14 protein-coding genes are annotated in these 13,454 nt (G+C 60.6%); 7 read left to right on the forward strand and 7 right to left on the reverse strand.

Translation table 11 applies throughout. From position 1 onward, the window contains the following. Positions 1–307: 307 nt before the first annotated feature. Positions 308–1,264 (reverse strand): homocysteine S-methyltransferase family protein, encoded by a 957-nt coding sequence (locus PDO_RS02780; protein ID WP_007597475.1) that lies wholly within the window; start codon positions 1,262–1,264, stop codon positions 308–310. Positions 1,265–1,489: 225 nt separating this feature from the next. Between PDO_RS02780 and PDO_RS02785 the strand changes: the two genes are divergently transcribed. Next, a complete protein-coding gene (locus PDO_RS02785) occupies positions 1,490–2,116 on the forward strand; it encodes a TetR/AcrR family transcriptional regulator (RefSeq protein ID WP_007597477.1) in 627 nt (208 codons plus the stop codon). An 8-nt stretch (positions 2,117–2,124) separates the two neighbouring features. On the opposite strand, the gene PDO_RS02790 is transcribed toward PDO_RS02785, so the two are convergent. Then, the gene (locus tag PDO_RS02790; protein WP_007597479.1) at positions 2,125–2,754 is read right to left on the reverse strand and encodes a MarC family protein; all 630 of its coding nucleotides are present in this window, start codon (positions 2,752–2,754) and stop codon (positions 2,125–2,127) included. Between the two features lie 194 nt (positions 2,755–2,948). On the opposite strand from PDO_RS02790, the gene gyrA reads away from it, so the two are divergent. Beyond that, on the forward strand, positions 2,949–5,783 hold the full coding sequence (gene gyrA, locus PDO_RS02795) for a DNA gyrase subunit A (protein WP_037072458.1): 2,835 nt from the start codon (positions 2,949–2,951) through the stop codon (positions 5,781–5,783). A 190-nt stretch (positions 5,784–5,973) separates the two neighbouring features. On the opposite strand, the gene PDO_RS29235 is transcribed toward gyrA, so the two are convergent. The 3 genes from PDO_RS29235 to PDO_RS28180 all read right to left on the reverse strand — a co-directional run bounded on the left by PDO_RS29235 (position 5,974) and on the right by PDO_RS28180 (position 6,560). Beyond that, positions 5,974–6,108 (reverse strand): hypothetical protein, encoded by a 135-nt coding sequence (locus PDO_RS29235; RefSeq protein WP_007597486.1) that lies wholly within the window; start codon positions 6,106–6,108, stop codon positions 5,974–5,976. A 58-nt stretch (positions 6,109–6,166) separates the two neighbouring features. Further along, positions 6,167–6,319, reverse strand: coding sequence for a hypothetical protein (locus PDO_RS28175; RefSeq protein ID WP_007597489.1), 153 nt, complete (start codon positions 6,317–6,319; stop codon positions 6,167–6,169). Positions 6,320–6,401: 82 nt separating this feature from the next. Further along, on the reverse strand, positions 6,402–6,560 hold the full coding sequence (locus tag PDO_RS28180) for a hypothetical protein (RefSeq protein WP_007597491.1): 159 nt from the start codon (positions 6,558–6,560) through the stop codon (positions 6,402–6,404). Positions 6,561–6,784: 224 nt separating this feature from the next. On the opposite strand from PDO_RS28180, the gene coaD reads away from it, so the two are divergent. The 5 genes from coaD (at position 6,785) to tgt (ending at position 10,850) form a co-directional block, all read left to right on the forward strand. Next, positions 6,785–7,279, forward strand: coding sequence for a pantetheine-phosphate adenylyltransferase (gene coaD / locus PDO_RS02800; RefSeq protein ID WP_007597493.1), 495 nt, complete (start codon positions 6,785–6,787; stop codon positions 7,277–7,279). Positions 7,280–7,303: 24 nt separating this feature from the next. Then, complete coding sequence (locus tag PDO_RS02805) at positions 7,304–7,873, forward strand: peptidylprolyl isomerase (RefSeq protein WP_007597495.1); 570 nt, start codon at positions 7,304–7,306, stop codon at positions 7,871–7,873. Between the two features lie 36 nt (positions 7,874–7,909). Then, positions 7,910–8,419: a peptidylprolyl isomerase gene (locus tag PDO_RS02810; protein WP_007597497.1), complete on the forward strand. Its 510-nt coding sequence runs from the start codon at positions 7,910–7,912 to the stop codon at positions 8,417–8,419. A gap of 179 nt (positions 8,420–8,598) precedes the next feature. Next, a complete protein-coding gene (gene queA / locus PDO_RS02815) occupies positions 8,599–9,690 on the forward strand; it encodes a tRNA preQ1(34) S-adenosylmethionine ribosyltransferase-isomerase QueA (RefSeq protein ID WP_007597499.1) in 1,092 nt (363 codons plus the stop codon). A 5-nt stretch (positions 9,691–9,695) separates the two neighbouring features. Next, positions 9,696–10,850, forward strand: a complete 1,155-nt coding sequence (gene tgt / locus PDO_RS02820) for a tRNA guanosine(34) transglycosylase Tgt (RefSeq protein WP_007597500.1) — start codon at positions 9,696–9,698, stop codon at positions 10,848–10,850. Between the two features lie 107 nt (positions 10,851–10,957). Here tgt and PDO_RS02825 read toward each other — a convergent pair whose 3' ends face one another. Both PDO_RS02825 and PDO_RS02830 read right to left on the reverse strand, forming a co-directional pair. Continuing rightward, positions 10,958–11,473 carry a DUF4864 domain-containing protein gene (locus PDO_RS02825; RefSeq protein ID WP_244426329.1) on the reverse strand — a complete coding sequence of 172 codons (516 nt, stop codon included), beginning with the start codon at positions 11,471–11,473 and terminating at the stop codon, positions 10,958–10,960. 251 nt (positions 11,474–11,724) lie between these two features. Further along, positions 11,725–13,089, reverse strand: coding sequence for a phosphatidylserine decarboxylase family protein (locus PDO_RS02830; RefSeq protein ID WP_007597505.1), 1,365 nt, complete (start codon positions 13,087–13,089; stop codon positions 11,725–11,727). Positions 13,090–13,454 lie beyond the last annotated feature (365 nt).

The raw sequence follows: 13,454 nt of genomic DNA on the forward strand, positions 1-13,454 counted from the left end.
GCAATGGCGTGCCGTTCATCGCCTTCCGCAGCCTGTCAGACCTGGCTGGCGGCGGCGAGGCGGAAAATGAGATGGGCGTCTTCTTCGCACTCGCCTCGGCCAATTCTGCCAAGATCGTCCAGGCCTTCCTGGCAGCGCTTCCCTGATCCGGCAAACGGCAAACGCTGACTTGACGCCATCAACGACGTCGCAAACCTCCGGTCTCGGATACGTTCTATGTATTCGATACTCTCTGTTTGCAATGCCGTCCGCAGTGCTTTGCGGACGGCTTTTGGCTGTCAACCGCAGGATTCTCCGTTGTCCTGCGTCAGGCGGCGAGCCCGGCGGACGGCGTGCAGGCCTCGCAGATCGCCTCGATATGGCGATGGTCCGTGCCGCAGCAGCCACCGAGGATCCGGAAGCCCGGAAAATTCCGCCGCAATGCCCGGTAACGACGCCCGAGATCGGCCGGATCGCCGATATCGAGTGTCTCGCTTTCATCCAGCTCGGCATGGCTCTTGGCCGAGGCATTTGCCCTCAGGCCATAGATGCGCTGGACCCAGGGTGCATCGGCGGCCAGAGCCTGCTCGAAATGCGTCGGGTGGGCGCAATTGACCATGTAGTAGACCGGCCCGCCATTGGTGGCTTCGTCGGTCCGCTCGATCGCTTCCTGCAGGCTGGTGCCGTTCAACAGATGCCCGTCGGTTTCGACCGTGAACGACATCACACACGGGATCCCGTGCCCAGCCGCAGCAAGCGCGATACCGCTTGCCTCTTCCACCGTGTTGATCGTCATCGCCGAGACCATGTCGGCTGCCGATTGCGCAAAGCTGGCGACCTGGTCGGCATGATAGTCATGCGCCTCCGTCACGCTGGTCTGGCCGTTCTTGTAGGCATCGCCGCGTGGCCCGATGATGCCGCTGATCACCACCGGCGTGGCGCGCGTCTCCCACCGGTTCCGGCAGGCTGCGGCGAAGTCCACGGCGCGCAGGTTGAGGGCGTGCAAGGCCTTGCGGTCATAGCCGAGCTTCTGGCCCCAGTCTGCATTGGCCCGCCATGTCGGCGTGTCGAGAATGAAGCCGACTCCGCGTTGCTGCGCGAGCAGGATATAGGGCTCGATATAGCTGAGCAGTTCGCTGCGGCCATCGTCGCTGTCGAGCAGCGGGAAGGCGGCGAAATGCGGCAGTTCCATGCCCCGGTGAAAGACGAAGGTGGTTTCCATCCCGCCATCCGTCAGGAAGTCGCCGCCTTCAAGCTGCGGCAGTTGCTGTCTGTACTTTGCCATGATGTGTCTCCGATGATAAAATCGATCCGCAACGGCAGACGTGTGTGCCGTCGATGACTTCATTTCTCGCAAATCCGTGCCGTTGCATTCCAGTGATCTTGTGGTGCGGCACGTACATTGGCTTGGGAAGCATAGTTATTTCAAAGGCTTGTGTCGTTCCGCGTGGTCGTCGACTGTTAACTTGCGCCCCGTTCCGTGATGAAAACCATACCGTGAGTACAGATCTTGGACAGACAGGAGAGCCGAAAGGGCGCTGCGACACGCGAGCGAATTCTGGAGATCGCGCAGCACAGCGTGCTGTCGAAGGGCTTTGCCGCGACCTCGATCGAGGAGGTGATCGCAGAAGCGGGCATCACCAAGAGCGGTTTCTTCTATCACTTCAGGGACAAGAACGAACTCGCCCACGAGATGCTGCGCCGCTACATTGCCGAGAATGAGCAGATCTTCGACGATATATTCGCTCGCGGCGCGGAATTGAGCGACGATCCGCTCGAAGCCTTCCTGATCGGTTTGAAACTCCTGGCCGAACTGATGAAGGATCTGCCAAGCGTGCATCCGGGATGCATGATTTCCGCAATCTGCTATCAGGAACGCCTGTTCGACCGGGAGGTCCGCGAACTCAGCGCACAAGCCGTCGTGTCATGGAATGCCCGCTTCCTTGGTTATCTGGAGCGTATCTCCACGCTACACCCGCTCAATGCCAATGTCGAGTTGGCCGACCTTGCGGCCATGCTTTCCTGCATTATCGACGGCGCCATCATCATGTCGAAGGTCCTGCATCAGCCGGATGTGCTGGAGCGCCAGGTGCTTGCCTACCGCGCCTTCGTGAAGGCGGCGTTCTGCCGTCCCTGAAGGCACCCTCACGCAGCGAAGGCTGACTTCACCCCATCGACGACGAACTGCACCGACAGCGCCGCCAGGAGCACGCCGAGAAGCCGTGTCAGCAGTGCCCGGCCGGTCACGCCGAGGAAGCGGTTCAGCCGCTCGGCAACGCTGAGCGCTAGGTAGACCAGGCCGAGAACCACGGCGATGACGCCGATCAGCTGCGCTCTGCCCATCAGGTCGTTCATTGTCCCGGCGATCAGCACGGTCGCCGAGATCGCGCCCGGACCGGCGATCAGCGGAATGGCCAGCGGAAACACCGCCAGATTGTGAATGTGATCCTTGGTGATCGCGTCGTCGGTGGTCTTTTCCTTGCGCTCGTTGCGGCGCTCGAAAATCATCTCGAAAGCGATGGCAAACAGCATCAGCCCGCCGGCGATGCGGAATGCACCCATCGAGATGCCGAGAGCGCCGAGGATGGTGGCGCCGAACAGGGCAAACACGGTGAGGATGGCAAAGCCCATGACCGATCCGCGCACAGCGACCTGACGGCGCTGGCTCTTGTTCATGCCGACGGTCAGGCCGAGAAACAGCGGTGCCAGCCCCGGCGGATCGACCGTGACGAGCAAGGTTGTGAAAGCGGCAATCATGGCGTCGGCGCTGGCCATATCTGAGATCTCCCTGTGTAAGTCGTCATTTAGATGCAAGCCGCGTGGGCTTGGCAAGGCAAGCACCAAGATATTGACGCAATTGCCTTTCCACAGCCGCAAAAGCCTGTTTATAACCGTGCTGGAAATTGGCGCTTTCGCGCCTGTTCCGCTATAAAATCTCCAGTGATTCCGAACAAAGATCGTGACCTGATTTGACTGAGCAAAGCACTCCCGGCGGCGGCAAGTTCCCGCAAGGCATCGAGCCTATTTCCATCATGGAGGAAATGCAGCGGTCCTATCTCGATTACGCGATGAGCGTGATCGTGAGCCGCGCGCTTCCCGACGTGCGTGACGGGTTGAAACCCGTGCATCGCCGCATCCTTTTCGGGATGAACGAACTGGGGCTCGACTGGAACAAGAAATACGTCAAGAGCGCCCGTGTCACCGGTGACGTGATGGGTAAATACCATCCGCATGGTGACTCGGCGATCTATGACGCGCTCGCCCGTATGGCGCAGGACTGGTCGCTGCGCATGCCGCTGATCGATGGTCAGGGCAATTTCGGCTCGATCGACGGCGATCCGCCGGCCGCTCAGCGTTACACCGAGTGCCGGCTGGAAAAGGTGGCGCATGCGCTGCTCGACGATCTCGACAAGGAAACCGTCGATTTCCGCGACAACTACGACGGCACCATGTCGGAACCGGTCGTCGTTCCGGCCAAGTTCCCAAACCTGCTGGTCAATGGCGCCGGCGGCATCGCGGTCGGCATGGCCACCAATATCCCGCCGCACAATCTCGTCGAAGTTGTCGACGGCTGTATCGCGCTGATGGACAATCCGGCGATCGAACTGCCGGAACTGATGCAGATCATCCCCGGGCCGGACTTTCCGACCGGCGCATTGATCCTCGGTCGCTCCGGCATCCGGTCGGCCTATGAGACCGGCCGCGGTTCGGTGATCATGCGTGGCGTTGCCCGCGTCGAACCGATGCGCGGCGACCGTGAACAGATCATCATCACCGAAGTTCCCTATCAGGTGAACAAGTCGACGATGATCGAGAAGATGGCCGAACTCGTGCGCGAAAAGCGCATCGAGGGCATTTCCGACCTGCGCGACGAAAGTGACCGCCAAGGCTACCGCGTCGTCATCGAACTCAAGCGCGATGCCAATGCCGACGTCATCCTGAACCAGCTTTACCGCTATACGCCGCTGCAGACCTCGTTTGGCTGCAATATGGTGGCCCTGAACGGCGGCAAGCCGGAGCAGATGACGCTGCTCGACATGCTGCGCGCCTTCGTCGCCTTCCGCGAAGACGTCGTCAGCCGCCGCACCAAGTACCTCCTGCGCAAGGCGCGCGATCGCGCCCATGTCTTGGTCGGTCTGGCGATCGCGGTTGCCAATATCGATGAGGTCATCGCCCTGATCCGCCGTGCGCCCGATCCGGCAACCGCGCGCGAACAGCTGATGACGCGCCGCTGGCCGGCCAAGGACGTCGAATCGCTGATCCGCCTGATCGACGATCCGCGCCACCGGATCAACGAGGACCTGACCTACAATCTGTCCGAGGAGCAGGCCCGCGCCATTCTCGAACTGCGCCTGGCTCGCCTGACCGCTCTCGGCCGCGACGAAATCGACGAGGAACTCAACAAGATCGGCGCGGAAATCGCCGATTACCTCGACATCCTCTCGTCGCGTCTGCGCATCCAGACGATCGTCAAGGACGAACTTATCGCCGTCCGTGACGAGTTCGGCACGCCGCGCCGCAGCATCATCATGGATGGTGGTCCGGATATGGATGACGAGGACCTGATCGCCCGCGAGGACATGGTCGTCACCGTGTCGCACGCCGGCTACATCAAGCGCGTGCCGCTCGCCACCTACCGCGCCCAGCGTCGCGGCGGCAAGGGCCGTTCCGGCATGGCGATGAAGGATGAGGATTTCGCAACCCGCCTGTTCGTCGCGAACACGCATACGCCGGTGCTGTTCTTCTCCTCGCGCGGCATCGTCTACAAGGAAAAGGTCTGGCGCCTGCCGATCGGCACGCCGACTTCGCGCGGCAAGGCGATGATCAACATGTTCCCGCTGGAGCCCGGCGAGCGCATCACCTCGATCATGCCATTGCCCGAGGACGAGACGAGCTGGGAAAACCTCGACGTCATGTTCTCGACGACGCGCGGCACCGTGCGCCGCAACAAGCTGTCCGACTTCATCCAGGTCAACCGCAACGGCAAGATCGCGATGAAGCTCGAGGAAGAGGGTGACGAGATCCTCAACGTCGAGACCTGCGTCCCGCCGAACCAAGACCTGAACCTTCCGGGCGACGACGTGCTGCTGACCACGGCGCTCGGCCAGGCCATCCGCTTCCCGATCGACGAAGTTCGCGTCTTCGCGGGCCGCAATTCCATCGGTGTTCGCGGCATTACGCTCGCAGATGGCGACCGCATCATCTCGATGACCATCGTCGGTCACGTGGAGGCTGAACCCTGGGAGCGCGCCGCCTATCTGAAGCGTTCGGCAGTAGAACGCCGTGCAGCGGGCGTCGACGAAGACGATATCGCGCTTGTCGGCGAGGAAGTGGTCGAGGAAGGACAGCTGTCCGACGAACGCTACGAAGCGCTGAAGGCGCAGGAACAGTTCGTCCTGACCGTCTCGCAGAAGGGTTACGGCAAGCGCTCGTCGTCCTACGATTTCCGTACCTCGGGCCGTGGCGGCAAGGGGATCCGCGCCACCGATACGTCGAAGACCAGCGAGATCGGCGAACTGGTCGCCGCCTTCCCGGTCCAGGACAAGGACCAGTTGATGCTGGTGTCCGACGGCGGCCAGCTGATCCGCGTGCCGGTCGACGGCATCCGCATCGCCAGCCGGGCGACCAAGGGCGTCACCATCTTCTCGACCGCCAAAGATGAGAAGGTTGTCTCCGTCGAGCGCATCAGCGAGCCGGAAGGCGAGGAAGATGTCGTGGAAGGTGTTGTCGAGGCGGTCGAGGGAGAGGTCACGCAGGCGCCGGTCGAAAGCGGACCGGATACTGCCGAGCCGACTGCCGAGTAAAGCTGAAAGGTAGCACCGGCCCTAAACTTTGGGCCGGCCGCTCTCTCCCTTCGACGATAGTCAGAAAACACGAAAAAGCCCGCTGGACTGTCGTCCTGGCGGGCTTTTTGACTGGAGGTCTGACATCAAGTCCGATGCGGCTTCTTGATACCCGCGTGTGGATCCGCCGGGTTGGCCGCTCTGTAAGAGCTTAGAAGGCCTTGCGGCGCTCCATCATGGCCCGGAAATCATCATTTTCGCGCTTCAGCGCCGTGACGGTAGACGCTACGGAGGCGACGAACATACCACTGATGAGAGCGGCAAGAACCGTGAGGGTCAAAAACATGGTCTTCCTTTCTTTTTCAGCGACGTTTCGTATCTAGCGGCGAAGATTTGATATCCGATTAATGACCGAAGCTGTGGTAGCGGGCGGTCATCGGCGGGCCGTAATACTTGGCGTCTTTGCTGTCGTTGACATAGAAGGTTGCGGAAGTCGCAACCATGGCAGTCATCATCATCATCCAAACCAGGTTGATCAGGGCAACTTTGTCATGCATGGCGCTAGTCCTTCGAAACTCGGCAGTCTGCCGTAATAATGTTCGCAATCAGGAATGGTTCCTGCGCAGTGTAGAAATGTGTTTAATGAACAGCGCCTGAAGTGCGCTTGAACACGCTGTTCATCTGGCGTTCATCTTCGTGTTCATCATGCGTTGTCTCAAGCAAGGCCCGTGTCACGGCAAGTCCGAGTTCAACCAGAAGCGAAGCGGCAATGGCTGAAGCGATGAGGATGGCAAGCATGGCTGGACCTTTATCTTGAAGGCGCGTGTTGACGATGATGCATTTCTACCGTGGTCGACCTGAAACGAGCTTGAATGCACCGTTCATCCGTCATTCACCGGCTGCGCCCGTCGCCATGTTGGCGACTTGGCTTCCGGCCAGCGGCGTGGAGCCGGCGTGGCAAATCGCTTGCGGTGCGCCGCCTTCCGTGACAAAAGGCGGTCGAAAACAATGATCGGGATGTCATGACAACGGCATTTTATCCAGGCTCATTCGATCCAGTGACCAATGGTCATCTCGATGTGCTCGTCCAGGCGCTCAATGTCGCCGGCAAAGTTATCGTCGCCATCGGTATCCATCCCGGCAAGACGCCGCTCTTTTCCTATGAAGAGCGCGCTGCGTTGATTGGTCAGGCGTTGGCGCAGACGCTGCCGGACCGGGCAGGGGATGTCGATGTCGTGTCATTCGATGGCCTGGCCGTCGATGCCGCCCGCCGTCACGACGCCCGCCTTCTCGTGCGCGGCCTGCGCGATGGCACCGACTTCGACTATGAAATGCAGATGGCCGGCATGAACGCCCATATGGCACCGGAGCTGCAGACCGTCTTCCTGCCGGCCGGAACCGCCTCGCGGCCCATTACCGCCACATTGGTCCGGCAAATCGCCGCCATGGGGGGTGATGTGAGCGCCTTCGTCCCGGCCGCTGTTCTTGCTGCCCTGAAATCAAAACACGGGCGCTAAGCCCCAGACATGACCGGAGTGACCATGAAGCTCGTCCATCTCGCCACCGCATTTTTCCTCGCCGTAGCCGGACTTGGCACAGCGCAGGCCCAGTCGAACGACGATTTCCTCACCATCCAGCTCAAGGATGGCCCGGTCGTTATCCAGTTGATGCCCGACATTGCACCAAAGCATGTCGCGCAGATCAAGGAACTCGCCAAGAAGGGCGAATATGACAATGTTGCCTTCCACCGCGTCATCGAGGGCTTCATGGCCCAGACCGGCGATGTGCAGTTCGGCGACATGGAAAACGGCTTTGACGGTTCGCGCGCCGGCACAGGCGGTTCCAGCATGCCGGACCTTCCGGCCGAATTTTCCAGCGTGCCGTTCGAACGCGGCACCATCGGCATGGCCCGCAGCCAGGATCCGAATTCCGCCAACTCGCAGTTCTTCATCATGTTTGCCGATGGCGGCTTCCTCAACGGCCAGTACACGGTCGTCGGCAAGGTTGTCGCTGGCATGGATGCCGTCGACAAGATCAAGCGTGGCGAAGGTGGCAATGGCGAAGTCTCGAACCCCGACCGCATGGTGAAGGTCACCGTCGGCCGCAATTGATAATCGGGCAATCGCCCCACAATAAGGAGAAAGAATATGGCCGAGATCAAGGATCCGGAAAACACAATCATCATGGAAACGACCAAGGGTAAGGTCGTTATTTCCCTATTCCCGGACATCGCGCCGGGTCACGTCGAGCGGATCAAGGAACTGTCGCGCGAAGGCGCCTATGACGGCGTGGTTTTCCACCGCGTCATCGAGGACTTTATGGCTCAGACCGGCGACGTCCAGTACGGCAAACAGGGCGGTGCGGACTTCAACCCGGGTCGTGCCGGCATGGGCGGCTCGTCCAAGCCGGACCTGAAGGCTGAATTCTCGGCCACCAACCACACCCGTGGCACCTGCTCGATGGCCCGTTCGCAGAACCCGAACTCTGCCAACTCGCAGTTCTTCATCTGCTTCACCGATGCCCCTTGGCTGAACAAGCAGTATTCTGCCTGGGGCCAGGTCATCGAGGGCATGGACGTCATCGACACCATCAAGCGTGGCGAACCGGTTCGCGATCCGGACTCGATCGTCTCGATGAAGGTCGCTGCCGACGCCTGAGGCATCGTCTCGCAGAAACCCGCCTTGGCGCCTTGCGCCCGGGCGGGTTTTCGCATTTTAAAGCGCAGGATTCTTTGCTGGCCGTTTGCGTGCCGAACTCGGTTCGTCAAACAGCCAGCCAGCCCAGACCTACCGCCATCCCAGACCAACCGCCAAGACAAACCGATAGACCGACCAGAATGCGTGTAGACCTCTTCGACTTCGATCTGCCGGACGACAATATCGCGCTGCGGCCTGCAAGCCCGCGCGACCATGCCCGTTTCCTGATCGTCAGGCCGGACGCCGAACCCTTGCTGGAAGACCGTCAGGTTTTCGATCTGCCGGCTTTTCTCCAGCCGGGCGATGCGCTGGTCTTCAACGATACCAAGGTCATCCCGGCTCAGCTCGAAGGCGTGCGGTTCCGCGAAGGCGCCGAGGAGATTGTCGTCTCCTGCACACTGCATATGCGTGTTGGCGCCAGCCGCTGGAAGGCCTTTGCCAAGCCGGGCAAGCGCATCAAGGTCGGTGATCGTATCCGCTTCGGCGAAACGGGCGAGGGCGCTGCCTGCCTGCTCGGCACGCTGGATGCGACGGTCGCCGAAAAAGGCGAGGGCGGCGAAATCGAGCTTGCCTTCGACCTTTCCGGTCCCGATCTCGATCAGGCGATCGCCACCGTCGGTCATATCCCGCTTCCGCCCTATATCGCTGCCAAGCGGCCGGAGGACGAGAAGGACCGTGCCGACTACCAGACCATTTACGCGCGCGAGGAGGGGGCCGTGGCCGCCCCGACCGCCGGTCTGCACTTTACCCCCGACCTGTTTGCCAGACTGGATGCCGCCGGTGTCGAGCGCCATTTCGTCACCCTGCATGTCGGCGCCGGCACCTTCCTTCCGGTCAAGGCGGACGATACCGCCGACCACAAGATGCACCAGGAGATAGGTTACGTCTCGGCCGAGACGGCGGCGGCGCTGAATGCCGTGCGCGCCCGCGGCAACCGCATCGTCTGCGTCGGTACGACCTCTCTGCGCCTGATCGAAAGTGCGGCGCGTGACGACGGTCACATTCCCGCATGGTCCGGCGCCACTGGCATCTTCATCACACCCGGCTACCGTTTCAAGGCGGTCGACATGCTGATGACCAATTTTCACCTGCCGAAATCGACGCTGTTCATGCTGGTCTCGGCCTTTGCCGGCTTCGAGACCATGCATGCGGCCTATGCCCATGCGATCGAGACCGGCTACCGTTTCTATTCCTATGGCGATTCAAGCCTGCTGTTCCGGAAAGACCGATAAATCCCATGTCCGAACCCACTCCTGAAACCACATCTGAGAACTTCACCTTCACCCTGAAGGCGACCAGCGGCAAGGCGCGCCTCGGTGAGATCACCATGCCGCGCGGTACGATCCGCACCCCGGCCTTCATGCCGGTTGGCACCGTCGGCACGGTCAAGGCGATGTATCTCGACCAGGTCAAGGAAGGTGGCGCCGATATCATTCTCGGCAATACCTATCACCTGATGCTGCGCCCCGGCCCGGAACGCGTCGCCCGCCTCGGCGGCCTGCATGAGCTGATCCGCTGGCCGGGCCCGATCCTCACCGATTCCGGCGGCTTCCAGGTCATGTCGCTGTCGGGCCTGCGCAAGCTCGACGAGCAGGGCGTTACCTTCAAGAGCCATGTCGATGGCTCCCTGCACCACATGTCGCCGGAACGCTCGATCGAGATCCAGGGCCTGCTCGACAGCGACATCCAGATGCAGCTCGACGAATGTGTAGCGCTGCCCAATGAGCCGCGCGAGATCGAGCGTGCCATGGAACTGTCGCTGCGCTGGGCCGAGCGCTGCCGCGTCGCCTTTGGCAACCAGCCCGGCAAGGCGATGTTCGGCATCGTCCAGGGCGGCGATCAGCCGGCTTTGCGCATCCGCTCGGCAGAAGGCCTGAAGCAGCTCGATCTGAAGGGCTATTCCATCGGCGGTCTCGCCGTCGGTGAACCGCAATCCGTCATGCTCGAAATGCTCGGCATCACGCTCCCGGTGCTGCCGGTCGAAAAGCCGCGTTATCTGATGGGCGTCGGCACGCCCGACGATATGCTGAAATCGGTCGCCGAAGGCATCGATATGTTCGACTGCGTCATGCCGACCCGGTCCGGTCGCCATGGTCTGGCGTTTACCCGCCGCGGCAAGGTCAATATCCGCAATGCCCGCCACGCCGAAGATATCCGTCCGCTCGACGATCAGTCGTCCTGCCCGGCCGCCCGCGACTATTCACGCGCCTATCTTCATCACCTTGTGCGCTCGAACGAAGCGCTCGGCGGGATGCTGCTGTCGTGGAACAACCTGTCCTATTATCAGGAACTGATGCAGGGTATCCGCAAGGCGATCGCCGAGGATCGCTTCGAGGATTTCAAGGCCGAAACGATCGAGATGTGGAACCGGGGCGACATCGACAAGCTGTGACGCTCCGGCCTTCATCGGGCAACACTTGCATTGGACAACATCACCGTTCGGGCAGGGGGAAACCTCTGCCCGTTGCCTTTGCAGTCGCCTTCAATGCGCTCCCGGATCTAGATCCCCTGGCTATTTGTCTCGCGCATCATCCGTACGCCGTTGATGGCGAAATTGCCGCCGCGCTGGCGCTTGAGTTCGTAAAACACCGCCCAGTCCTTGCCGTCGGGCGCTGAAATCAGCACTTCCTGAAAAGCGACCGTGCCATCCGGTGACATCTGGTTGCGGCCGAAGGCAAAGTTTCCGGGCCGGTATACCGGCTCGTAACTCTTCTTCACCATCTCGAAAAACCGTTCGGCATTCGGAAATGCCGATTTTATCTCAGGCGACGCGAAGGAATAGGCGGCCGGGATATCATTGTTTAGAAATGCGGTGATCTGCTGGGTGATCACCTGTCGCGCTTGTGTGGCTGGGTCGCCAGCCGTCGGATCATCGGCCGAAGCCAGCCCGGGAAAAAGCCCCGCCAAAACAACAAGGGCCGCTGCAAATCGACTGCACATCGTGTTTCCCCTTTTTTCAGTCGCCGCGAATATAGAGGATAGTGCGATTTTCCAGTTCGAAAAGAGCTTTGTCATCGAATCGTCATCCGGTCGCGGCTTCGTGACCACGTGGCAAACCCCTCAGACGTGCGATGGCCCGCTCTCATGCGGTGACAAGGCCGCATATCGTGTTGAAATTGCTCAAGGCCGTTGTATGCCGCAGCACCTCGGCAAACGGGCGCGAGCCGACGGTCACGGCCGAACGATCGGCATTCGGGCGGAGATAAAAAGCTCAATGCAACGCAACGGGCGAGGGCGCCGGCGATTGACCACGGGCGTTGCCCGCTTCAGACAACCGCCGCAATCGCGGTGTTGACGCGCATATTGATCGCGTCGAGACCCGGCGCCTGACCATAAAAATTGAACTTCAGATTGACGCCTGGCCGGAACACCAGGCAATGGGTCGATCCGCCGAAATGGAACATGCCGAGCTGATCGCCCTTGTTGACGTGATCGCCAGGCTTCACGGTGATGTCGCAACTGGAGACTTCCGCCATGCCGACCGGAACGACCGCCATCAACCCGATCGCCGGATTGTCTGCCTGGATGAAGATGATGCCGCGCGTGGCAACGGCGGTGAGAAACGGTTGTGAATCGTTCGGTGCACTCGGATCTGCGCCGCCGGGATTGGCAAAACCCTCGTGCAGGTTTTCCAGATAGTAGGTGCCGTTTGACACATAGGCCTTGACAATCTTGCCACTGACCGGGCTGTGCCAGCGGTGATAGCTCAAGGCACTGAGAAACGCCTGATACACCGTTCCGCCGATGAATTGCGGAGCAAGCGCGTCGAATGCCAGCATGTCTTCGAGCGAGTAGGGCTGTCCCTTCATCCAGAAACGATTGCTCGCCGAAACATTGCTCACCACCTGCAGCGGCGCGGATTCGCAGGCATTGATGACAACGCTGTCATCCTGCGGAAAACTGACGGGCCTCACGCCTGACCGGAAGGTGCGGGTGAAGAAATCATCCCAAGAGGCAAACCCGTAATAGGGCGCGCCGGGATTGCAGTTGAAGATCTGGTCGAAAGCAAACGGTGTCGGATTAGGCCCATAGCCGAGCGCATGCGTCGCAACCCCGGTCATTTCCTTCTGGGCTTCAGCACCCAGCCAGGGCACTGCGACAGTCTCCGGACTGATCGGCGTTTCGGCTTGGGTCAGCACATAACGGGAGGCTTCCGAGGTCAGGAATTGGGCCCAGTAGGCAAGGATCTTCTTGAACTGTTGGTTGACCAGCGCATTGGAAAAGAAATTGTAGCCGGCCTCGGTCGCCATCGGCCAGTCCAGCAAGGCATTGATCGGAAAGCCGATCAGCCCGGCTGGCTGCTGGGTGTTGACATCCTGATAGGCTTCGGGCGCCATCTGCATGATCAGATTGAGCAGGTCTATGAATTCCTCGAAGCTCTGAAGCGATGGTTGCCCGAGCGGCGTGGTCGGCGCCTTGGCATAGGCATCGGCAAACATCCGGTCCGCCTGACTGTAGAGGCCTGGGTCATTGTAAACCATATCGCGGAAATCGGCGATCGGCGCCACGATCGGCAGGGCGCGTTCACGGGCCATGGCCTTCAGCCGGCCGATCCACCCGGCAATAACCGTCGCATCATCCGGCAACCAGCCACCCGGCCGCGCTTTCACCAATTGCTGTGGTTCATCCATGGCTTGCGACCTCTGCTTGGCGACCAATTCTAGCCGGACCCGTCTCGATATCCGCGGTCCTCAAATGCACGCACCCGAAGCTAGCGCAGATCACACAGAAATACATCCCTGGATTGAGAGGGGTGCCGCAACTTTACCGATGCGATATGGCTAACAATCCGCAAGCAACGATATGCCGCATGCGCCGAAACGGCGCATCCGACGCTATGCCGATATCTCGAAATCAACCCAGAGGCGGCGGTTCTGGCGCGGGACCGGCGATGTGCTGCTGACCATCGAGGCGTCTGTGAACAATCCCAGATGCCTCGTCCTGGCTTTAGTCAGACCCGGTGAGTGTGACATTCCAACTTTGCGACAAGCATTAT

The sequence above is a fragment of the Rhizobium sp. PDO1-076 genome (assembly GCF_000247475.1).
Lineage (GTDB): Bacteria > Pseudomonadota > Alphaproteobacteria > Rhizobiales > Rhizobiaceae > Allorhizobium.